This is a genomic window from Rhizobacter sp. P5_A1 (genome assembly GCF_056400745.1).
Map to the genome: position 1 here is coordinate 86467 of NZ_JBFUKR010000018.1, position 20599 is coordinate 107065.

Annotated in this window: 20 protein-coding genes; 11 read left to right on the forward strand and 9 right to left on the reverse strand. The window is 68.0% G+C overall.

The annotated features are described in order from the left end of the window. Positions 1-5: 5 nt before the first annotated feature. Positions 6-902, reverse strand: coding sequence for a TauD/TfdA dioxygenase family protein (locus AC1DTW_RS19140; protein ID WP_477982925.1), 897 nt, complete (start codon positions 900-902; stop codon positions 6-8). A 191-nt stretch (positions 903-1093) separates the two neighbouring features. On the opposite strand from AC1DTW_RS19140, the gene AC1DTW_RS19145 reads away from it, so the two are divergent. Together AC1DTW_RS19145 and AC1DTW_RS19150 are read left to right on the forward strand one after the other, a co-directional pair. Next, positions 1094-2146 carry a class II glutamine amidotransferase gene (locus AC1DTW_RS19145; protein ID WP_477982926.1) on the forward strand — a complete coding sequence of 351 codons (1053 nt, stop codon included), beginning with the start codon at positions 1094-1096 and terminating at the stop codon, positions 2144-2146. A gap of 13 nt (positions 2147-2159) precedes the next feature. Continuing rightward, on the forward strand, positions 2160-3134 hold the full coding sequence (locus AC1DTW_RS19150) for an aliphatic sulfonate ABC transporter substrate-binding protein (protein WP_477982927.1): 975 nt from the start codon (positions 2160-2162) through the stop codon (positions 3132-3134). 13 nt (positions 3135-3147) lie between these two features. Here the strand turns inward: AC1DTW_RS19150 and AC1DTW_RS19155 are convergent, their stop codons facing one another. From AC1DTW_RS19155 to AC1DTW_RS19190, 8 genes are all read right to left on the reverse strand, one after another. After that, complete coding sequence (locus tag AC1DTW_RS19155) at positions 3148-4107, reverse strand: ABC transporter substrate-binding protein (protein ID WP_477982928.1); 960 nt, start codon at positions 4105-4107, stop codon at positions 3148-3150. Between the two features lie 10 nt (positions 4108-4117). After that, positions 4118-5047 carry an ABC transporter substrate-binding protein gene (locus tag AC1DTW_RS19160; protein ID WP_477982930.1) on the reverse strand — a complete coding sequence of 310 codons (930 nt, stop codon included), beginning with the start codon at positions 5045-5047 and terminating at the stop codon, positions 4118-4120. Between the two features lie 42 nt (positions 5048-5089). Continuing rightward, positions 5090-6928: an amino acid ABC transporter permease/ATP-binding protein gene (locus AC1DTW_RS19165; RefSeq protein WP_477982931.1), complete on the reverse strand. Its 1839-nt coding sequence runs from the start codon at positions 6926-6928 to the stop codon at positions 5090-5092. A 14-nt stretch (positions 6929-6942) separates the two neighbouring features. Continuing rightward, a complete protein-coding gene (locus AC1DTW_RS19170; RefSeq protein WP_477982932.1) occupies positions 6943-7527 on the reverse strand; it encodes a GNAT family N-acetyltransferase in 585 nt (194 codons plus the stop codon). A 21-nt stretch (positions 7528-7548) separates the two neighbouring features. Then, the gene (locus AC1DTW_RS19175; protein ID WP_477982934.1) at positions 7549-8769 is read right to left on the reverse strand and encodes a M20 aminoacylase family protein; all 1221 of its coding nucleotides are present in this window, start codon (positions 8767-8769) and stop codon (positions 7549-7551) included. Then, positions 8769-10115, reverse strand: coding sequence for an LLM class flavin-dependent oxidoreductase (locus AC1DTW_RS19180; protein ID WP_477982936.1), 1347 nt, complete (start codon positions 10113-10115; stop codon positions 8769-8771). The genes AC1DTW_RS19175 and AC1DTW_RS19180 overlap by 1 nt, the downstream gene beginning before the upstream one ends. A gap of 32 nt (positions 10116-10147) precedes the next feature. Beyond that, complete coding sequence (locus tag AC1DTW_RS19185; protein WP_477982937.1) at positions 10148-11149, reverse strand: LLM class flavin-dependent oxidoreductase; 1002 nt, start codon at positions 11147-11149, stop codon at positions 10148-10150. Positions 11150-11308: 159 nt separating this feature from the next. Then, on the reverse strand, positions 11309-12622 hold the full coding sequence (locus AC1DTW_RS19190; protein ID WP_477982939.1) for an O-acetylhomoserine aminocarboxypropyltransferase/cysteine synthase family protein: 1314 nt from the start codon (positions 12620-12622) through the stop codon (positions 11309-11311). A 277-nt stretch (positions 12623-12899) separates the two neighbouring features. Here AC1DTW_RS19190 and ssuE point away from each other — a divergent pair, with 277 nt between their 5' ends. From ssuE to AC1DTW_RS19235, 9 genes are all read left to right on the forward strand, one after another. Next, entirely contained in the window at positions 12900-13487 is a 588-nt protein-coding gene (ssuE, locus tag AC1DTW_RS19195) for an NADPH-dependent FMN reductase (RefSeq protein ID WP_477982940.1), read from the forward strand. 43 nt (positions 13488-13530) lie between these two features. Further along, entirely contained in the window at positions 13531-13749 is a 219-nt protein-coding gene (locus AC1DTW_RS19200; RefSeq protein ID WP_477982942.1) for a TOBE domain-containing protein, read from the forward strand. A 35-nt stretch (positions 13750-13784) separates the two neighbouring features. After that, positions 13785-14378, forward strand: coding sequence for an RBBP9/YdeN family alpha/beta hydrolase (locus AC1DTW_RS19205; RefSeq protein WP_477982943.1), 594 nt, complete (start codon positions 13785-13787; stop codon positions 14376-14378). 147 nt (positions 14379-14525) lie between these two features. Beyond that, a complete protein-coding gene (locus AC1DTW_RS19210) occupies positions 14526-15743 on the forward strand; it encodes an acyl-CoA dehydrogenase family protein (RefSeq protein ID WP_477982944.1) in 1218 nt (405 codons plus the stop codon). A 74-nt stretch (positions 15744-15817) separates the two neighbouring features. After that, the gene (locus AC1DTW_RS19215; RefSeq protein WP_477982960.1) at positions 15818-16615 is read left to right on the forward strand and encodes a methionine ABC transporter ATP-binding protein; all 798 of its coding nucleotides are present in this window, start codon (positions 15818-15820) and stop codon (positions 16613-16615) included. A gap of 20 nt (positions 16616-16635) precedes the next feature. Then, positions 16636-17298, forward strand: coding sequence for a methionine ABC transporter permease (locus tag AC1DTW_RS19220; protein ID WP_477982945.1), 663 nt, complete (start codon positions 16636-16638; stop codon positions 17296-17298). Between the two features lie 38 nt (positions 17299-17336). Next, positions 17337-18182: a MetQ/NlpA family ABC transporter substrate-binding protein gene (locus tag AC1DTW_RS19225; RefSeq protein WP_477982946.1), complete on the forward strand. Its 846-nt coding sequence runs from the start codon at positions 17337-17339 to the stop codon at positions 18180-18182. 12 nt (positions 18183-18194) lie between these two features. Beyond that, positions 18195-19580 (forward strand): LLM class flavin-dependent oxidoreductase, encoded by a 1386-nt coding sequence (locus AC1DTW_RS19230; protein WP_477982947.1) that lies wholly within the window; start codon positions 18195-18197, stop codon positions 19578-19580. A 27-nt stretch (positions 19581-19607) separates the two neighbouring features. After that, positions 19608-20594, forward strand: a complete 987-nt coding sequence (locus AC1DTW_RS19235; protein WP_477982949.1) for an aliphatic sulfonate ABC transporter substrate-binding protein — start codon at positions 19608-19610, stop codon at positions 20592-20594. The last annotated feature ends 5 nt before the right edge of the window (positions 20595-20599 follow it).

The following is a 20599-nucleotide window of genomic DNA, read 5'->3' on the forward strand; positions in this document are numbered from 1 at the left end:
GGAAATCAGAAGGGCACATCACCTTCGATCGTGGTGCGGTTCAGGCGCCGGCGCTGGTCCTCGGGGCAGCCGGTCGCCAGATGCATCAGCGAGCGGTTGTCCCAGAACACCATGTCGTGCGGCTGCCACCTGTGGCGGTAGAGGTGTTCGGGACGCACGCTGTGCGCAAACAGTTGCGCCAGCAGGTCGCGGCTCTCGTGCTCGGGCAGGCCGACGATGCGGGTCGTGAAGTGCTCGCTGACGAACAACGCCTTGCGGCCGGTCTCGGGGTGGGTGCGCGCGATCGGGTGCTCGACCGGCTTCACCTGCGCGCGCTGCGCGTCGCTGAGCTTCGGGCGCCACGGACTGCGCCGGCGCAGCTCCTCGTACTTCGCGAGGTACGAATGCTCGGCGCGGTGGCCCTCGATGGCGTGACGCAACGGCGCCGGCAGCGTGTCCCAGGCTAGATGCATGTTCGCGAACAGCGTGTCGCCGCCGTTGGCGGGCAGCTCCTGCGCGTGCAGCATCGAACCCAGACTCGGACGCTCCTTGTACGACAGGTCGGAGTGCCAATAGCGGCCGGCGTCGCCCAGCCCGATGGGCTCGCCGCTCTCGACGATGTTCGAGACGATCAGGATTTCGGGATGGTCCTTCAGCAGGAACTGGTGCAGCACGTGAATCTGCAGCGGCCCGAAGCGGCGGCTGAAATCGATCTGCTGCTGCGGCGTGATGCGCTGGTCGCGAAACACCAGCACGTGATGGTCGAGGTGCGCGCGATGGATGCGCGCGAAGTCGGTGTCGGGTAGCGGTGCGCCCAGGTCGAGGCCGGTGACTTCAGCACCGAGCGGCGCGTCGAAGCGATGGACTTCGATCGGCGGCGTCAAAGCGAGATGGGCCGAGACGGAGGACAGGTTGATGCTCATGCGATGACGGAAGACGGCGGGCTCCGGCCAAGCGTTGCCATGCGGCGGGCGAAGACAGGAGGACGCGCAGTCTAGGCAGCCGAAGGATCGAAGCGGAACGAATGATTCTGCATGTGCCTACTCGTGCAGCGCATGAGAGGCTGCTCAGGCCGCCGAGGCCTCGTGATGTGTGAGGGCCAGCGCGATCCAAAGTGATCGCACAGCGTTCGGCCGCTGTACTCGGTGAGCGCATATCGAAACGCGCAATGCTTCGTTGGGGTGGCGCGTCGGCTTCCGTATGGTCGGTACCAGCCTGCAGCAAGCTTCGCTGCCTCTTCCTCGCATCCAGAGTCGTTGCTTCACATGAGCCAGGACAGTCAGACCGAGCATCCGATCGACCCGCTGTTCACGCGCCGCAAATGTGCCAGCTGTTCGCGCTGAGCTGCAACGCACCGGCCGCGGTGACATTCTCGTTCACCGGCCTGTCGGCGCGTGGCGGGCATACCGGTGAGCATGCCGATGGCTACGGCCTTGCCTTCCATGACGACAAGGTATGCCGTCACTTCATCGACGACGGCCGTGCCAGCGACTCGGCGCTCGCCGAGTTCCTGCGCCGCCACCCGATCCGTGCCCGCACCGTGCTCGCCCACGTCCGCAAGGCCACGCAGGGCGCGGTGCACTTGTCGAACTGTCACCCGTTCGTGCGCGAGTGGCAGGGCCGGCACTGGTCGTTCTGCCACAACGGCGACCTGAAGGACTTTCACCCGCGGCTCGGCGGCAGCTGTCAGCCGGTCGGCGACACCGACAGCGAGCGCGCCTTCTGCTGGATCCTGCAGGAGTTGCGGCGGCGTTTTCGCGAGCGTCGCGCGGCAGGGTGGCAACAGCTCGCACCGGTGATTGCCGACCTGGCCGCTCGCATCGCGCGCCACGGTTCCTTCAACTTCGTGCTGACCGACGGTCGGGCCGTCTATGCCCATGCGTCGACGCGGCTGTTCTGGCTGCAACGCGAACACCCGTTCCCGACCGCACATCTGGTTGACCACGACATCGCGCTCGACCTGAGTGTGGCGAACGGCCTCGACGACCGGATGGTGCTGTTGGCCACCGAGCCACTGACCCGAAACGAAACATGGACGCCGTTCCGCTCCGGCGAACTGCAGGTCTTCGTCGCAGGCGAGCCGGTCTGGCGACGCACCGTGCGACCCGAGGACACGGCGACCACCGACATCCGCAACGTGCATGCACCGCTCGGTGTGCCTGCCTGAACCCCGCCGCACCATGCAAGACTCCACTCGCCACGACGCCCTGCGTCGCCACCTCCTGCTCGCGGGTGCCGCCGCTGCACTGCCGTTCGCCGCCGGACGCGCGCTTGCCGCCGATCCCGAGAAGCTGCGGATCGGCTTCCAGAAATCATCGACGCTGACGATCTTCCTGAAGTCGCGCGGCACGCTCGAGAAGGCGCTCGCCCCGCTGAAGGTCGACGTGCAATGGCACGAGTTCACGTCGGGTCTGCCCTTGCTCGAAGCGCTGAACATCGGCGCGGTCGACCTCAGTGCGGACGTGGCCGACGCGGTGCCGCCTTTCGCGCTTGCGGCCGGCGCCAGGCTCACCTACTACGCGATCGAGACGCCGTCGCCGCAGGCGCAGGCGATCGTTGTGCGCAAGGACTCGGCGCTCACCAGCGTCGCCCAACTGAAGGGCCAGAAGGTCGCGTTCGCGAAGGGTGCCGGCGCGCATTACCTGATCCTCGAGGCGCTCGCGCAGAGCGGCCTGACGATCAAGGACATCGAGCCCGCTTACCTGACGCCCGCCGACGGCCGCGCCGCGTTCGAGGGCGGCAACGTCGCCGCGTGGGTGATCTGGGATCCATTCCTCGCCGCGGTGCAACGCCAGTCGAGTGCGCGTGTCCTGGTCGACGGCGGCAAGCTCTCCAGCTACCGCCGCTTCTACCTCGCCGCGACGCCTTACGCCCAGCGCCGCGCCGACGTGCTCGCGGTCGTCTACGCCGAGTTGCAGCGTGCGGGCGAATGGATCAAGAAGAACCCCGGCCCGGCGGCCGCGTGGAACGCGCCGCTGATCGGCCTGGACGCTGCCATCGTCGAGTCCGCGAACCTGCGCCGCAGCTACCGTGTGCAACCGGTCGACGCCGAGGCGCTGGCCGAACAGCAGCGCATCGCCGATGCATTCACGCAGGCGCAGATCCTGCCGAAGCGCATCAACGTCGCCGATTCGCCGGTATGGCGGCCGGCTTGACGGCGCTGCGGCACTAGAACTTCGGCAGGCCGGGCGGGTTCGTCTCGGACTTGGGCAGCGCTTCCTCGGTGAGGCTCCAGCGTGCCAGCGCCTGCGCGTACTTGCCGTTCCTGATCAGGCCATTGGTGGCGATGGTCAGCGCGTTCGCCAGGCCGCTGCCCTTGCGCGTCGTGATCGCGACGTCGGACTTCAGCGGCCAGCCGGCGTTGACAGTGCCGACGACGCGGATCTGTCCATCCTTGGCCGCGTGATACGCCTGCGGTGCGTTGGGGTTGAAGTTCGCATCGGCGCGGTCGGAGACGATGGCCAGGACGCGGGATGCGTCGTCGTCGAAGTACTGCACCTCGACCGGCTTGAGTCCGGCCGCAACGTTTTGCTTGTTCCACTCCAGCAGGATTCGCTCCTGGTTCGTGCCGGAGCCGGTGATGACGCGAAGGCCCGCGATGTCTCTGGGTTCCTTGATCGACTTGATCGGGCCGTCGGCCTTCACGTAAAAACCGTGCAGGCCGAGCCGGTAGCTCGAGAAGTCGAACTTCTCCTTGCGCTGCTCGGTGACGCCGACGTTCGAGATCACCGCGTCATACTTGCCCGAGCTCAGGCCCAGCGGCCAGTCGGCCCAGGCGATCGGCTGCAGTTCGAGCTTGAGGCCGAGCGCATCGGCGATCAGCTGCGCGTAGTCGGGATCGAAGCCGACGACGGTCTTCGCATCGGTCGCGTATGTCGCGATCGGTGGCGCGGACGGTGCGATCGCGACGGTCAACACGCCGTCCTTCACGAACTTGAAATCCTTCGAGAGCGCCTGGATCGCGGCCGGGTCCTTGTCGGCGTGCAGGCGGCCCGCCTGGGCGGGGCTGAAGTCGAACTTGTCGGCAGCGTGCGCACTGCTGAATGCGAGCGCGAAGGCGAGGCCCGCCGCCGCGGCGCTGGCGATGATTCTCTTGAGCGGCATGCGCTCGGCGCTGGAAGTGCTCATCGCGCCGCCCTCACTTCTTCGGCAGGCCGAGCGGGTTGGTGCGCGCCACCTGGATGGCCTCGGACTGCAAGTTCCAGCGCTCCAGCGCCTTCGTGTAGTTGCCGTTCTTGATCTGCGCGTTCAAAGCCGCGGTGATGGCGTCGGCAATGCCCGAGCCCTTGCGCGAGGTCACAGCGATCTCGGCCGTCAGCGGCCAGCCGCCCGAGAACGCACCCACCAGCCGGGTCTTGCCGTCGCGCGCGTTGTGCGCAGCGATGCCGTTGGGCGCGAGGTAGGCGTCGGCGCGGCCGGAGGCGAGCGCCAGGTACAGCACAACGTCGTCGTCGTAGTACTGCACCTCCACCGGCTTCAGGCCGGCGGCGATGTTCTGCTGGTTCCAGCGCAGCAGGATCTGCTCCTGGTTGGTCGAAGCACCGACGATCACCTTCAGCCCGGCCACGTCTTTGGCGTCCTTGATCGACGTGATCTTGCTGCTCGTGGGCACGTAGATGCCGAGCTGATCGTTGCGGTAGGTGGAGAAGTCGAACTTCTCCTTGCGCTCTTCGGTGACGGTCACGTTGGAGATCACCACGTCGAACTTGCCCGACTGCAGGCCCAGCGGCCAGTCGGCCCAGGCCACCGAGATCAGTTCGAGCTTGCGGCCCAGGCTGTCGGCCACCAGCTGCGCGATGTCGGGGGCGTTGCCCACCGGCGTCTTGTTGTCCAGCGCGTAGGCGCCGAAGGGCAGGCGGCCGGTGGTGGTGCCCACCGTCAACGCGCCGTCCTTCACGAACTTGAAGTCCTTGCCGATGAGCTTGATGGCCTCTGCCACCGGCTGCGAGCGCGGCCGACCGGGTTGCTCGGGGCTGAGGTCGACGGCTTGCGCCGAGGCGGCCCCAGGCAACAGTGCGGCGGCGATGCCCAGGACGACGGACGAGAGAACGGTTCTTCTGAAGGTCATGGTTTGGTTCTTGGAGTGGTTCGTGGCGTAAAGGTGAAGTGGTCAGAGCACCTTGGCCAAAAAGGCCGCGGTGCGCGGGTGTCGCGGGGTGTTGAAGACCTGGTCGGGCGTGCCGGTCTCGAGGACGCGGCCCTGCTCCATGAAGACGATGGTGTCGGCGACTTCGCGCGCGAAGCCGATCTCGTGCGTCACGACGATCAGCGTGGTGCCAGAGCGCGCCAGTTCCTTGATGACGTCGAGTACTTCGCCGACGAGTTCGGGGTCGAGCGCCGAGGTCGGTTCGTCGAACAGCAGTACCTTCGGGCGCAGCGCCAGCGCGCGTGCGATCGCCACGCGCTGCTGTTGACCGCCCGAGAGCTGGCGCGGGTAAGCATGCGCCTTGTCGCTCAGGCCGACGCGGGCCAGCAGTTCGAGCGCCTGCGCTTGCGCGTCGGGGCGCGACACGCGGCGTACCGAGACCGGCGCCTCGACGATGTTGTCGAGCACCGTCAGGTGCGGGAACAGGTTGAAGTTCTGGAACACCATGCCCACGTCGACACGGCGCGTGAGGATGTCCTTCTCGCCGAGTTCGTACAGCGTGTCGGCGTCCTGCCGGTAGCCGATCAGTTCGCCGTCGATCGCGATGAAGCCGCCGTCGACGCGCTCGAGGTGGTTGATCGAGCGCAGCAGCGTGGACTTGCCGGAACCCGACTGGCCCAGGATCACGGTCACGCTGCCCCGCGGCACGGTGAGCGTCACGTCGTCAAGCACCTTCAGCGCGCCATAGCTCTTGGACACACCGTGGATCGTGACCTCGCCGCCCTGCAGCCGGGTGCCGGTCCAGCGCGGCACGGCGGGCGCGGGGGCGGCAGGCACGGAAGCCTCGGCCGACGACGGCGCCGCCGCCTTGCCGGTCTTCGTCCTGCCAGAGAGCCCGAGCCAGCGCGCCAGCCCGATGAACGCCGACGGCGGCGGGTTGCGCAGCGCGCCCTTCGCGTAGTGGCGCTCCACGTGGTGCTGGATCGCCGACAGCACGGTCAGGATCACCAGGTACCAGACGGTGGCCACCATCAGCAGCGGGATCACCTCCAAATTGCGTCGGTAGATGATCTGAATCGTGTAGAACAGCTCGGGCAGTGCCAGGATGTAGACGTTCGACGTGCCCTTGGCCAGCCCGATGATGTCGTTGAACGCGGTCGGCAGGATCGTGCGCATCGCCTGCGGCAGCACGATGCGCGACGCCTGGCGGCGCCGCGACAGCCCCAGCGCGGCCGCCGCCTCGAGCTGGCCCTGATCGACCGACAGGATGCCGCCGCGCACGATCTCGGAGGCGAACGCGGCCTGGTTCAGCGTGAGGCCGATGAGCGCCGCGACGAACGGGCTGATCAGCTGCGTGGTGGGGTACGAGAAGAAGGTCCAGCCGGTGTAGGGCATGCCCAGCGACACGTTGGCGTAGAGGTAGCCGAGGTTGTTGATGATCAGCAGCAGCACGATCACCGGGATCGAGCGGAAGATCCACACGAACGTCCAGGCCAGCCCGGACAGCAGCGGCGAGCGCGAGACCCGCGCCAGTGCCAGCAGTGTGCCCAGTGCGAAGCCGAACACCGCCCCCAGCGCGGTCAACAGCAGCGTGCGTCCCAGGCCCACCAGCACCGGCTCGGCGAAGAACCATTCGGCGAACACGTTCCAGCCCCAGCGCGGGTTGGTGAACACCGAGTGCAGCACCGCGACGATGACCAGCGCCGCGAAGATCGTGCCGACCGCGCGCGCCGGGTAGCGCGCCGGCACGATGCGGTAGTGCGAGTAGTCGCCCTTGACGGGAGGCGGGGCGCGGTGCGCCACGGGGTGCGTGTTGTCGGCCCCGAAGGCATGGTCCGCGGGGTTCGCAGTGGTGGTGGACATGGTTCTGACCTCGTTCAGTGCTCTTGTTCGGCGCCCGTGCGGTACGGCGCCGGCTGCCACAGGCGCGGGTGCGCACCCGCCAGCGGCGGTCGCATCGGCCCCGCGGCGCCGACCAGCGGCTTCTCGAACGGCAGCTTGCGGTGCACCTCGGGGTCGACGCTCAGGTCGAACAGCGGCGTGTAGCCGCGCCCGAGATAGAGACGCACGGCCTCGGGCTGGCGGAAGCCGGTCGTCAGGTACAGCCGTGTGTAGCCCTGGCGCAGTGCCTGGGCTTCGAGCTCGCCCATGATCCGACCGGCCAGGCCTCGGCCGCGCAGATCGCCGTGCGTCCACACGCGCTTGACCTCGGCGGTGTGCGCGTCGAAACGCTTGAAGGCGCCGCCTGCCACCGCCCGCCCGTCGCGCAACAACAGGATGAAGTTGCCGTGCGGGGGCGCGAACAGTTCAGGCGGGTACTTCTCCATCTCGCGCGGCTCGCCGTTGCAGTCGTAGAACTCGCCGTAGCGGCTGTCGTACTCGCGCGTCAGGCCGTCGACCAGCGGCCGCGCGCGCGGGTCGATGGGGCTGGTCTGGATGAAGATGTCGCTCGCACTGCTCATGGTCTTTCTCCGTCTGCGGTGTCAGGCCAGGAATCTCTCGGCCAGCCGCACCCAGTAGGTGGCAGCGGGGGCGAGGATGGCGTCGTTGAAGTCGTAGTGCGGGCTGTGCAACGGTGGCCCGTCGCCGTTGCCGACGAAGACGTAGCTGCCGGGCTTGGCAAGCAGCATGAACGCGAAGTCCTCGCTCGCGGTGCGGGGCCTGAAGGCCGGATCGACATGTCCGGCGCCGAAGGTCTCGAGCGCAACGGCACGCGCGAAGCCGGTCTCGTCCGCGTGGTTGATCACCGCCGGAAAGCCCAGGTGGTACTCGACCTGCGCCTGCCCACCGAAGCTCTCCGCCTGCGCGCGCGCAAGTGCCGGCACGCGCTCGCGCAGCAGCTCGCGCACATCGGGCCGAAAGGCGCGCACCGAGAGTTTCAGCTCGACCGTCTCGGGGATCACGTTGGCCGCGCCGCCACCGTGGATCGAGCCGACCGTGATGACCGCCATGTCGAGCGGGTTGACGTTGCGCGCGACGATCGTCTGCAGCGCAGTGACGATGTGCGCCGCGACCACGACCGCATCGACGGTCTCGTGCGGCTGCGCGCCGTGGCCACCCTTGCCGCGCACCACGATGCGCGCCCAGTCGACCGAGGCCATCGCCGGGCCGGCGACGCAGCCGATGTGGCCGGCGTCGACGCTCGGCCAGTTGTGCAGGCCGAACACCGCGTCGACCGGGAAGCGCTCGAACAGGCCGTCGTCGATCATCTTCGTCGCGCCCTTGCCGGTCTCTTCGGCAGGCTGGAAGATGAGTTGCAGCGTGCCGTCGAACGATCCCGATTCGGCGAGATAGCGCGCCGCGGTCAGCAGGATCGCGGTGTGGCCGTCGTGGCCGCAGGCGTGCATCACGCCGGCGTGGATGCTCGCGTGCGCGGCGCCGGTCTGTTCCTCGATCGGCAGCGCGTCCATGTCGGCGCGGATGCCCAGGCGCCGTTCGCCACGGCCGCGCCGCAGCGTGCCGACCACGCCGGTGCCGCCCAGGCCCGTCGTCACCTCGTAGCCGAACGATCCGAGCCGCTCGGCGACGATCTTGGATGTGCGGTGCTCGTTGAACGAGAGCTCGGGGTGCCGGTGCAGATCCCGGCGCAGCGCGATGAACTCGTCGATCGTCGTCGCGATCGACGACGCGATGCGTTCGGTCTCCTGCTCGGCCAGCGTGAGGCCGAGCGGCTGTCCGAGCGGGTTCCTGAAGGCCGACCCCATCAGGCAACCTTCTTTGCGGAGTCCGACGTGCCGCCCGTTGCCGCGTGGCGGCTTGCCTTGCGCGGCAGGCCGAGGTGGTCGCGCAGCGTGCGGCCGGGCAGCGTGCGCTGGTAGCGCCCGCGCGCCTCGAGCGCCGGGATCACGAACGTGATGAAGTCCTCCAGCCCCTGCGCGAGCACCGGGAAGCCGAGGATGAAACCATCGGCCGCGCCCTCGTCGATCCAGCGGATCAGCGCATCGGCGATCTGCTCACCGGTGCCGACGAACTGCGGCTTCGGTGTCGCCACCTCGAGCGCGACCTCGCGCAAGGTCGCGCCCTTGGCCTTGGCGTCGGCCTTGATGCGATCGGTCGTCGAGCGGAAGCTGTTCTTGCCGACCTCGCCGAGCTCGGGGAAAGGCGCGTCGAGCGGGTACTGGCTGAAGTCGTGATGATCGAAGTAGCGGCCGAGGTAGGCGAGCGCTTCGTCGATGCTCAGCAGTTCGCGGATGACGCGGTACTTCGCCTCGGCTTCCTCCGTTGTTCCGGCGGCGATCGGGCCGATGCCGGGGAGGATCTTCACGTCGTCGGCCTGGCGCCCGTGCGACACGGCGCTCGCCTTCACGCGCCTGAGGAACAGGCGCGTCTCTTCGAGCGAGGGCGAATGCGTGAACACCGCGTCTGCGTACTTGCCGGCCAGGCCGATGCCGGCGTCCGACGAGCCGGCCTGGAAGATCACCGGCTGGCCCTGCGCCGAGCGGCCGATGTTGAGCGGCCCGGCGACCTCGAAGAAGCGGCCCTTGTGGCCGAGGGTGTGCAGCTTCGACCGGTCGAAGAACTGGCCGGTCGCGCGGTTTCGGACGATCGCATCTTCGTCCCAGCTGTCCCACAGGCCCTGTGTGACGTGCAGGTACTCGTCGGCGATCTCGTAGCGCAGTGCGTGCTCGGGGTGCGTGCGGCTGTAGTTCTTCGCGCTGCCCTCGAGCGGCGTGGTGACGACGTTCCAGCCGGCGCGCCCGCCGCTGATCAGGTCGAGCGAGGCGAACTGGCGCGCCACCGTGAACGGGTCGCTGTACGAGGTCGAGACCGTGCCGGCCAGGCCGATCTTCGTCGTGTGCGTCGCGAGCGCCGACAGGATGGTCAGCGGCTCGAAGCGGTTCAGGAAATGCGGGATCGATTTCTCGTTGATGTACAGGCCATCGGCCACGAACGCGAATGCGATGCCGGCGGCTTCGGCCTTGCGCGCGGTTTGCACGTAGAAATCCAGGTTCACGCTCGCGTCGGCCGGACCGGCTGGATGCTTCCACGAATTCATGTGGCCGCCGGCGCCGTGCAGCATGACGCCGAAGGTGATCGGTTGTGCGCTCATCGTGAATGCTCCCGAAGGGGGTGAGAGAGAGATCAGGCCGCGACCGCTTCGCGTGCGCCCGCCAGCAGTTCGACCGAGGCCCAGCGCTCATCGAACGATGCGACCGGCGAATCGATGACGAACTCGTCGATGCCATAACGCAGGCTCAGCGCGCCGAGTTCGCGCCGCACGTGTTCCGGTGTGCCGGCGATGACGTGCGGTTGCCGCTCTTCAGTGCGGTAGTTGTCGACACCGGCCTGGCGCGCGAACTCGGCCGCAGCCTGAAGCGTCGGCAGGTTGAAGTTCTGGCCTGTCGCGAGTTGCAGACGCACGCCGCGCACCTGACCGACGAGGCGTTCGGCCTCGCTCTGCGAGCGCGCCGCGAACGCGAACAGCGCAAGCAATGGCGCGCGTCCTGTCGCGAGGCGGTAGGCCTCGACCGAGCGCTCGATGTTGGCCGGGTCGCCGTTGAAGTGGGCGGCGTAGACAAACTGCCAGCCGCGCTGCGCCGCCAGCACCGCGCTCTCGGGGCTGCCGCCGAGCAGGAAGCGCGCCGGCAGGTCGGGCGGTGTGGGTGTGGCGACGGCACCCGCTAACGCATGGTCGCTGGGCAGCGTTCCCGCCAGGAAGTGATCGAGCTCGGCCAGGCCCGAAGCGAAGTCCGAGGGCTTCGCCTTGTCGTGCAGCGACTGCAGCGCGCGCGTCGAATCGGGCAGGCCACCCGGCGCCTTGCCGATGCCCAGATCCACGCGTCCCGGCGCCAGCGATGCCAGCACCTTGAACACCTCGGCCACCTTGTACGGGCTGTAGTGCTGCAGCATCACGCCGCCCGAACCGACGCGGATCCGCGAGGTCGCCGCAAGGATGTGCGAGACGAGGATCTCGGGTGCGGACCCGGCGAATCCCGGCGAGCCGTGATGCTCCGCGGCCCAGAAGCGGCGATAGCCCAGCTCTTCGGCGCGCTGCGCGAGCGCGACCGTGCGATGCAGCGCCTGCGTGGCGGTCGCGCCCTCGGGAATGGGGCTCTTGTCGAGCAGTGAAAGACGGTAATTCACGGTGCTTGTTCCGGTTCGCATGCGATGCGGGAGTGCAGTGTCGCGGCGAGAGCGCAAATGACCTTGCGACTTCTTTTCATGTCGGTATACGAAGGCCCGGCGCGAGGTGCATGGAGTGGTCCGGTTCTGTGGCGGGAAGCTGCGGCTTGCGTCGGGCGCTTAGACGGCGGCCAAGGCCTGCTCGAGATCGGCCAGCAGGTCGTCGATGTGCTCGATGCCGACCGACAGACGCACCGTGTCTTCGCTGACTCCGGCCTTGTCGAGCTCGGCCGGAGACAGTTGCCGGTGCGTGGTGGAAGCCGGGTGCGTCGCGAGCGACTTGGCGTCGCCAATGTTCACGAGGCGCGTGAACAGCTGCAGCGCGTCGAGGAAACGGGCGCCGGCTTCACGGCCCAGGCCAGGCCCGCTCTTCAGCCCGAAGGTCAGGATGCCCGAGGCCTTGCCCGACAGGTATTTCTTCGCCAGCGCGTGGTCGGCGTGGCTCTCGAGCCCGGCGTAGTTGACCCAGCCGACCTTCGCATGGCGGCCCAGGTGCCGTGCCACCGCGAGCGCGTTGTCGCTGATGCGCTCGACACGCAGCGCGAGGGTCTCGATGCCCTGCAGGATCAGCCAGGCGTTGAACGGCGAGATCGCCGCGCCGATGTTGCGCAACGGCACGACGCGCGCGCGGCCGATGTAGGCCGCGGGGCCGAGGGCCTCCGTGTAGACCACGCCGTGGTAGCTCACGTCGGGTTCGTTCAGGCGCTTGAAGCGCTCCTTGTGCTGCGCCCACGGGAACTTGCCCGAGTCGACGATCGCACCGCCGACGCTCGTGCCGTGACCGCCGAGGTACTTGGTCAGCGAGTGCACGACGATGTCGGCGCCGTGCTCGATCGGGCGCGAGAGGTAGGGCGTCGGTACCGTGTTGTCGACGATCAGCGGCACGCCGTGGCGGTGCGCGACGGCCGCGATCGCGGCGATGTCGGTCACGTTGCCGGCCGGGTTGCCGAGCGACTCGACGAAGATCGCCTTGGTCTTCGCGTCGATCAGCGGTTCGAACGAGGCCGGATTGCGGTGGTCGGCGAAGCGCGTCGTGATGCCGTACTGCGGCAGCGTGTGCGCGAACAGGTTGTAGGTGCCGCCGTAGAGCGCATTGCTCGAAACGATGTTGTCGCCGGCCTCGGCGATCGTCAGGATAGAGTAGGTCACCGCCGCCTGGCCTGAAGCCAGTGCGAGCGCGCCGATGCCGCCCTCGAGCGCGGCGACGCGCTGCTCGAGCACGTCCTGCGTCGGATTCATGATGCGCGTGTAGATGTTGCCCGGCACCTTCAGGTCGAACAGGTCGGCGCCGTGCTGCGCGTTGTCGAACGCGTAGGCGACGGTCTGGTACAGCGGCACCGCGACCGCCTTGGTGGTCGGGTCGGGCGAGTAGCCGCCGTGCACGGACACGGTCTCGAAGCGCCAGGACTTGTTGGCCGTTGCATCTTGCGTCATGCGGAGCTTTCAGAAGGGAAGGGCCTGCAGGCTAGGCACCGCAGGTCGCGCTGTGAACTGATCAATCCGCATATCGATCTGCGCCGAATCGCAGGTGTGCGTGGCGGAATCCGCTATGCGCTTTTCCACTATCGAAAGCCGTTCTTCTTCGTTCACGGCGCGGCCGCAGGCTCGTACCGTCGCGTCTCTCATCACGGCGCGTCGTGCCATCAGAACTCGAATGAAGATTGTTGGAATCCAGGGCAGTCCGTCTGTCACTTCACGCTCTGCCAGCCTGATGGCACTCGCGCAATCGCGCTTGCAGGGTGTCGCCACGAGTGCTCGCCAGATTGCGGTGCGCGAGCTTCCCGCGCAGGCCTTGCTGCACGCGCAGTTCGACCATCCGCTGATCCGCCAGGCGCTCGCCGAGGTCGCGCAGGCGCAGGTGCTGCTGATCGCCACGCCGATCTACAAGGCGGCCTACAGCGGCGTGCTGAAGGCCTTCCTCGACCTGCTGCCGCAGGATGCGCTGCGCGGCAAGACGGTGTTGCCGCTGGCCACCGGCGGCAGCATCGCGCACCTGCTCGCGCTCGACTACGCGCTCAAGCCGGTGCTCTCCGCGCTCGGCGCGCGCGACATCCTCGACCCGGTGTTCGCGACCGATGCGCAGATCCTCAGGCACGAGACGCTCGGCTATGAACCGCAACCCGAAGTCGTCGAGCGTGTCGAGGCGGCGTTGCAGATCCTGATCGATCGCGCCGAGGAGTTCGAGCGCAGCGAGGAGGCGGCGCGCGAGCGCGACGAACTGCTCGCGCGGCTGCAGCCCAAGGCCGCAACCGCCGATCACAGCATCTGGCCGGCGCGCGACATTCGCTGGTCTGTCTGAAGCTTCACCTCACCCACGTTCCCCCGCATTCCCAGGAGAAATCATGAGCATCACCGCCATCAACGTGCGCAACCAGTTCCGCGGCAAGGTCAAGGAAGTCATCGAGGGGCCGGTGGTCTCCGAGATCGACGTCGAGACGCCGTCCGGCCTGATCGTCACGTCGGTCATCACCACGCGCTCGATCAAGGAGCTTGGGCTGGTGGTGGGCAAGGAAGTGATCGCGCTCGTCAAGGCCACCGAGGTCTCCATCGCCACGCTCTGACGCGTCGGTCGAAACAAGCTCGAGAGAGGCAGACCATGTGCTTCAAAGGTGACCCCGTTCGGCTGCTGGTGATCCCGGGGCTGAACGACAGCGGGCCGGCGCATTGGCAGACCTGGCTGCATGCGCACTTCAGCCGGCATGCGGTGCGTGTCGAGCAGGACGACTGGGCGAGCGCCGATCTGGCGCGCTGGTCGCAGCGCATCGAGACGACGCTCGCGCGCCATCCGGGTTCGCGTTGGGTCGCCGTCGCGCACAGCTTTGGTTGCCTCGCGCTGTTGCGCCATCTGGCGCTGGGCGGCACGGGCGTGATGTCGGCGCTGCTGGTGGCGCCGGCGGATCCGGCGAACTTCGGCGTGGCGGGCAAGCTGCCTCAGTCACGGCTGGCGCTCCCCTCGGTGCTGCTGGCGAGCGAGACCGATCCCTGGATGAAGTTCGAGGCGGCCAGCGCCTGGGCACGCGTCTGGGGCTCGCAGCTCATCAGCCTCGGCGACGCCGGGCACATCAACACCGAGGCCGGATTCGGGCCGTTGCCACAGGCCAAGAGTCTGGTCGAGACCATGGTCCAGCGCCTCGAGCGCGAGCGGCGCATCGACCGGGCGCACCCGCTCGAACTGTCGTTCGCGATCTGAGCGTCAGGCCGCCCGCGCTGCGGAAGGGGCGATGGTGACGCGCGCAGTCCGCGTTCCTCGCACAACGGCCCACCAACCAACGGTTTGCGCAGAACGTCAGGCGATTTGATTCGTTCACGGCGCAGCCCGCGCCTGAAACACTGAGGCATGACTTCAGTTGTTTCGTTGAAACCACCGCGGACGCAGCGCGAGCCGGCTCCCCAGCCCATCGATGTGGATGCGATTGTCGAGGCGCTCGCACGGCGCCTGGCGCAGACCGCGGTCGAGCGCGATCGCGAGGGCGGCCATGCGGCGCACGAGCGTGAACTGATCCGCGCCAGTGGCTTGCTGAGCCTGTCAGTGCCTGTCCAACACGGCGGGCAAGGCTTGGCCTGGTCCGCGGTGTTTCGCGCCGTGCGTCGGCTCGCGCAGGCCGATGCGGCATTGGCCCACGTGTTCGGCTTCCACCACCTGCAGCTGGCTGGTGTGCAGCTCTACGGTTCGCCCGACCAGCAGTCGCGCTTTCTGCGCGACACGGTGGCGCAACGCTGGTTCTGGGGCAACGCGCTGAATCCGGCGGACCGGCGCCTGCGTGCCACGGAGGTCGACGGGGGCTACCTGCTGCAAGGGGTGAAGAGCTTCTGCTCCGGCTCGGTGGGCTCCGATCAGCTCACGGTGTCGGCGTGGCATGAGCCGAGTGCCAGCGCGTTGATCGGCATCGTGCCGACGCGGCGCGACGGCGTGCGCGTGAACGCCGACTGGGACGCCTTCGGCCAGCGCCAGAGCGACAGCGGCACCGTCGAGTTCGAGCAGGTGCTGCTGGCTCGCCACGAAGTCCTGCAATCGCCCGGCGTCGTGCCGACGCCGCAGACCACGCTGCGTTCGCAGATTGCCCAGCTGCACCAGGCCAACCTGTACCTCGGGATCGCCGAAGCAGCCTTCGCGGCCGCGGTCGAGTACAGCCGGGATCTGGCCCGACCGTGGTTCGCCTCCGGCGTCGAGCGCTCGACCGACGACCCGTACATCCAGCATCGGTATGGCGAGTTGTGGTTGCTGCTGCGGCCGGCGCAGGTGCTGGTCGATGCCGCGGCTGCGCGGCTCGACAGCGCGTTTCAGCGCGGCGCAGAACTGACGGCACCCGAGCGCGGCGAGGTCGCGATCGCGGTGGCCGAAGCCAAGGTGCTCGCGCACCGCGCCGGCGTGGAGATCAGCTCGCAGTTGTTCGAGCTCACCGGCGCGCGCTCGACATCAGAGCGCCATGGGTTCGACCGCTTCTGGCGCAATGCGCGCGTGCACACGCTGCACGACCCGGTCGACTACAAGCTGCGCGACCTCGGCCGGCATGTGCTGACCGGCACCCACCCTGAACCGACGGCCTACTCGTGAACACATCGACACTCGCCGCGGCGGCGGCCGCGAATCCCCTCCCGCCCGAGGCATCCGCATCGGGGCTCGAGGCGATCCGCCTCGAGGGCGTCAGCAAGTCGTACCGGCTGCCGAATGGCACGTCGTTCGAGGCGGTGAAGAAGGTCTCGCTGGCCGTGCCGCAGGGCGACATCTTCGGCCTGATCGGCACCAGCGGTGCCGGCAAGTCGACGCTGCTGCGGCTGATCAACCGCCTCGAACACCCCGACGCCGGCCGCGTATTCGTCGGCGAGCGCGAGATCACGGCGCTGGGCAAGCGCGAGCTGCGCGTGGCGCGCCAGCGCATCGGCATGATCTTCCAGCAGTTCAACCTGTTGCAGAACGCGACCGTCTTCGACAACGTCGCGTTTCCGTTGCGCATCCACGGCAAGGCCAGCCCCGGCGACGTGTTCCGTCGCGTGCGCGAATGCCTCGACCTCGTGGGCCTGCTGGACAAGATCGACAGCTACCCGGCGCAGCTCTCGGGCGGGCAGAAGCAGCGTGTCGCGATCGCCCGTGCGCTCGCGCCGCGACCCGATGTGCTGCTGTGCGACGAGCCGACCTCGGCGCTCGATTCGGAGACGACGCGCTCGGTGCTCGACACGCTGCGCGACGTGAACCGGCGCCTGGGCGTCACGGTGCTGATCGTGACCCACGAGCTGGCGGTGGTGCGGGCGCTGTGCCGCACGGTGGCGGTGATGGAAGGCGGCGAAGTGGCGGAGCAATTTGCGGTCTTTGATCCCGCGCAGAACCGCGAGCGCCGCCACACCGCACTCGGGCGCGAGCTGGCCCGCATGGCGGTCTACGCCGATGTGCAGAACGACCTCGAGCGGCTCGACGCCGCCCTCGCCTGAATCCCCTTCGCATCAGCGCCATGTCACCCAACCTCGTCGCGATACTTCCCGAACTCTGGACTGCCTGCGGCCAGACTCTGCTGATGCTGGGCATCGGCTTGTCCGCGGCCTTGCTGCTCGGCGGCCCGCTGGGCGTGCTGCTGTTCCTGCTCGGCCCGGGGCAGTCGCTCGAGCGGCCCGCGCTCTTCGGTGTCATCAACTGGCTCGTGAACACCGTGCGCTCGTTCCCGTTCATCATCTTGCTGGTCGCGCTGGTGCCGTTCACGCGACTGATTGCGGGCACGTCGATCGGGCCGGTGGCCGCGGCGGTGCCGCTGTCGCTGGCGGCAATTCCGTACTTCGCACGGCTGGTCGAGCAGAACCTGCGCGACGTGCCGCGCGGCGTGATCGAGGCGGCGCACGCAATGGGCGCCTCCGAGTGGCAGATCGTGCGGCGGGTGCTGCTGGTCGAGGCGCGCTCCGGCCTGGTACTGGGCCTGACCGTGCTCGCTATCAGCTTCCTGTCGTACTCGGCGGTGGCTGGCGTCGTCGGTGGCGGTGGCATCGGCGACCTCGCGATCCGCTACGGCTACTACCGCTTCCAGACCGACGTGATGGTGCTGACCGTGGCCATCTTGGTCGTGATCGTGCAGCTCATCCAGTTCACCGGCAACGGCCTCGCGCGTCGGCTCGACAAGCGCTGACCCGGCTTCTTCATCTTCTTCTCCTCAAGGACGCTTCCATGTCATTCGCGCTGCGCAGCCTGCTGGCCTCGCTGACCTTCACTGTCGTGGCCGCGCTCGCGGCGATCCATCTGCCTGCGTCTGCGCAGACGAAGAAGGAGCTCGTGATCGGCGCGACCGCCGGTCCGTACGCCGACCAGGTCAAGCTCGGCATCAAGCCCATCCTCGAAGCCAAGGGATACAAGGTCAAGGTGGTCGAGTTCAACGACTACATCCAGCCCAACTTCGCGCTTGCACAGGGCGACCTCGACGCGAATGCATTCCAGCACATCGTCTACCTGACCAAGTTCGCGAGCGAGAACAAGCTGCTCTTGACCGAGCTGATCAAGGTGCCGACCGCGCCGATCGCGGTCTACAGCCGCAAGCACAAGAGCCTCACCGAAGTGAAGGAGGGCTCGACGGTCGCGCTGCCGAACGACCCGACCAATGCGGCGCGCGCCCTCGTCGTGCTCGAGCAGATCGGCTGGCTGAAGCTGCGCGAAGGCTATGACCCGATCCGCGCGTCGGAGAAGGACGTGGCCGTGAACATCAGGAAGATCAGGCTGATCCCGCTCGAAGCCGCGCAATTGCCGCGCTCGCTGGACGACACCGATTTCTCGTTCGTCAACGGCAACTTCGCGCTTGCCTCGGGCCTGAAGCTGACCGAAGCCCTCGCGCTCGAGAAAACCTCGCCGACCTACCAGAACCTGGTCGCGGTGCGCAGCGCCGACAAGGACGCGCCGTGGGTCAAGGACATCGCCGACGCGTACCGCTCGCGCGAGTTCCTCGCGATCACCGAGACGCGCTTCGCCGGGTTCGTGAAGACCGACTACCAGCAGCAGTTGCAATCGGCCGCGGCCAAGTGACACCACGCTGACATGAGCAAGCCGATCCGGTTCAATGCCTTTCAGATGAACACCGTCGGGCATCAATCGCCCGGGTTGTGGACGCACCCCGACGACCAGTCGCATCGCTACACCGACCCGGACCATTGGGTCGAGCTCGCGCGGCTGCTGGAGCGCGGCCGATTCGACGGCATCTTCCTGGCCGACGTGCTGGGCGTCTACGACGTCTACCAGGGCGCTGCCGACGCCGCGCTGTGGCACGGCGTTCAAGTGCCGGTGAACGATCCGCTGGCGCTCGTGCCGCTGATGGCGCAGGCGACCGAGCACCTCGGCCTCGGCGTGACCTGCGCGCTGACGTACGAGCACCCGTACCCGTTCGCGCGCCGCCTGTCGACGCTCGACCACCTGACGCGCGGGCGCGTCGGCTGGAACATCGTCACCGGCTACCTCGACAGCGCCGCCCGCAACCTCGGCCTGCCGAAGCAGCTCGGCCACGACGACCGCTACGACGTGGCCGAGGAATACATGGACGTCGTCTACAAGCTCTGGGAGCACAGCTGGGAAGACGGCGCGGTGCTGCGCGACAAGGCGCGCGGCATCTACACCGACCCGGCCAAGGTTCATCCGATCCGCCACCACGGCGCGCACTACCAGGTGCCGGGCTTCCACCTGTGCGAGCCCTCGCCGCAGCGCACGCCGGTGCTGTACCAGGCCGGCACCTCGTCGCGCGGCAAGGCCTTCGCGGCGCGCCACGCCGAGTGCGTGTTCATCAGCGGGCCGAGCAAGGCCGTGGTGGCGCGATCCGTCAGCGACCTGCGGCATGCGGTCACGCAAGCCGGGCGCGACGCAGGCGAGTTGCTGATTTACGCGCAGGCGCTCGTCGTCACCGGCGCGACCTGCGCCGAAGCCGCGGCCAAGCACGTACGTTATCGCGAGCACATCGATCCCGAAGCAGCGCTCGCGTTGCTGTCCGGATGGACCGGGGTCGACTTCAGCCGCTATCCGCTGGATGCGACGATCGAATACATCGACACCGATGCCGGCCGCACCGCGCTGGCCTCGTTCAGCCAGGCCGACCCGAGCCGGCGCTGGACCGTGGGCGAGGCGGCGCAGTTCATCGGGCTGGGCGGCCGCGGGCCGGTGCTGGTCGGTGATGCGCAGCAGGTCGCCGACGAGCTGGAAGCCTGGGTCGAGGAGACCGGCATCGACGGCTTCAACCTGAGTTTCGCGGTGGCCCACGAGACGATGCGCGACGTGGTCGAGCACATCGTGCCCGAGTTGCAGCGGCGCGGCCGCTACCCGCTCGACTATGCAGCGGGGACGCTGCGCGACAAGCTGTTCGGTCGCGGTGCGCGCCTCGACGCACGCCACGCCGCGCGCCAGGTGCGTATCGACCTCACGCAGGCCGTGGCGGCCTGACCGACTTCCAAACGAGAACGACGACCCATGAAACGCAGAACCCTGTTGCAAGCCACCAGCGGCGCCGCCGCGCTGTTGGCCGCCCCCACGCTGTTGCGTGCCGCCGAGCCCTTGAAGGAGCTTCGGCTCGACTACGCGACGTATTCGCCATCCAGCCTCGTGCTCAAGCGCTTCGGGTGGCTCGACGACGATTTCAAGAAGGACGGCACCGGGGTCAAGTGGGTCTTCAGCGCCGGCAGCAATCGTGCGCTCGAATACCTCAACGCCGGCAGCATCGACATCGGCTCGTCGGCAGGCCTGGCCGCGTTGCTGGCCAAGGCCAACGGCAACCCGATCAAGACGCCGTACATCTTCTCGCGCCCGGAATGGACCGCGCTGGTCGTTCCGAAAGACTCGCCGATCCGGACGCTGGCCGACCTGAAGGGCAAGAAGGTGGCGGCGACCAAGGGCACCGACCCCTACCTGTTCCTGCTGCGCGCGCTGCACACCGTCGGCCTGAAGCGCACCGACATCGAGCACGCCGCGCTGCAGCACGCAGATGGGCGCGCGGCGCTCGAGCAGGGCCGTGTCGACGCCTGGGCCGGGCTCGACCCGCTGATGGCCGCGAGTGAACTCGACCGCGGGTCGCGGCTGCTGTATCGCAACGTCGCTTTCAACACGTATGGCTTCCTGAACGTGCGCGCGGACTTTCTCGCGAAGTCGCCGGACGAGGTCAAGCGCGTGCTGGCCGCTTACGAGCGCGCGCGTCTGTGGATCCTCTCGAATACCACCGAGGCCGCGAAGATCCTCGCCGACGAAGCCAAGGTCAGCCTGCAGGTCGCGTTGCTGCAGCTCAAGCTGCGCACCGACCTGAGCAACCCGCTGCCCTCGTCGGAACACGTCAAGGCCTTGCAGGCGGCGGCGCCGATCCTGCTCGACGAGGGCCTCGTCAAACCCGGCACTGATCTGGCGCGCGTCGTCACTGACCTGGTCGACACGCAGTTCGCACGCGGGCTGCTGGCTCGCAGCGCCTGACGCGT

What these genes read in the sequence shown, in the direction of transcription:
- AC1DTW_RS19140 (WP_477982925.1), bottom strand. Translation starts at nt 902, where the DNA reads ATGAGCATCAACCTGTCCTCCGTCTCGGCCCATCTCGCTTTGACGCCG.
- AC1DTW_RS19150 (WP_477982927.1), top strand. Translation starts at nt 2,160, where the DNA reads ATGCAAGACTCCACTCGCCACGACGCCCTGCGTCGCCACCTCCTGCTC.
- AC1DTW_RS19155 (WP_477982928.1), bottom strand. Translation starts at nt 4,107, where the DNA reads ATGAGCACTTCCAGCGCCGAGCGCATGCCGCTCAAGAGAATCATCGCC.
- AC1DTW_RS19160 (WP_477982930.1), bottom strand. Translation starts at nt 5,047, where the DNA reads ATGACCTTCAGAAGAACCGTTCTCTCGTCCGTCGTCCTGGGCATCGCC.
- AC1DTW_RS19165 (WP_477982931.1), bottom strand. Translation starts at nt 6,928, where the DNA reads ATGTCCACCACCACTGCGAACCCCGCGGACCATGCCTTCGGGGCCGAC.
- AC1DTW_RS19170 (WP_477982932.1), bottom strand. Translation starts at nt 7,527, where the DNA reads ATGAGCAGTGCGAGCGACATCTTCATCCAGACCAGCCCCATCGACCCG.
- AC1DTW_RS19175 (WP_477982934.1), bottom strand. Translation starts at nt 8,769, where the DNA reads ATGGGGTCGGCCTTCAGGAACCCGCTCGGACAGCCGCTCGGCCTCACG.
- AC1DTW_RS19180 (WP_477982936.1), bottom strand. Translation starts at nt 10,115, where the DNA reads ATGAGCGCACAACCGATCACCTTCGGCGTCATGCTGCACGGCGCCGGC.
- AC1DTW_RS19190 (WP_477982939.1), bottom strand. Translation starts at nt 12,622, where the DNA reads ATGACGCAAGATGCAACGGCCAACAAGTCCTGGCGCTTCGAGACCGTG.
- ssuE (WP_477982940.1), top strand. Translation starts at nt 12,900, where the DNA reads ATGGCACTCGCGCAATCGCGCTTGCAGGGTGTCGCCACGAGTGCTCGC.
- AC1DTW_RS19200 (WP_477982942.1), top strand. Translation starts at nt 13,531, where the DNA reads ATGAGCATCACCGCCATCAACGTGCGCAACCAGTTCCGCGGCAAGGTC.
- AC1DTW_RS19205 (WP_477982943.1), top strand. Translation starts at nt 13,785, where the DNA reads ATGTGCTTCAAAGGTGACCCCGTTCGGCTGCTGGTGATCCCGGGGCTG.
- AC1DTW_RS19210 (WP_477982944.1), top strand. Translation starts at nt 14,526, where the DNA reads ATGACTTCAGTTGTTTCGTTGAAACCACCGCGGACGCAGCGCGAGCCG.
- AC1DTW_RS19220 (WP_477982945.1), top strand. Translation starts at nt 16,636, where the DNA reads ATGTCACCCAACCTCGTCGCGATACTTCCCGAACTCTGGACTGCCTGC.
- AC1DTW_RS19225 (WP_477982946.1), top strand. Translation starts at nt 17,337, where the DNA reads ATGTCATTCGCGCTGCGCAGCCTGCTGGCCTCGCTGACCTTCACTGTC.
- AC1DTW_RS19230 (WP_477982947.1), top strand. Translation starts at nt 18,195, where the DNA reads ATGAGCAAGCCGATCCGGTTCAATGCCTTTCAGATGAACACCGTCGGG.
- AC1DTW_RS19235 (WP_477982949.1), top strand. Translation starts at nt 19,608, where the DNA reads ATGAAACGCAGAACCCTGTTGCAAGCCACCAGCGGCGCCGCCGCGCTG.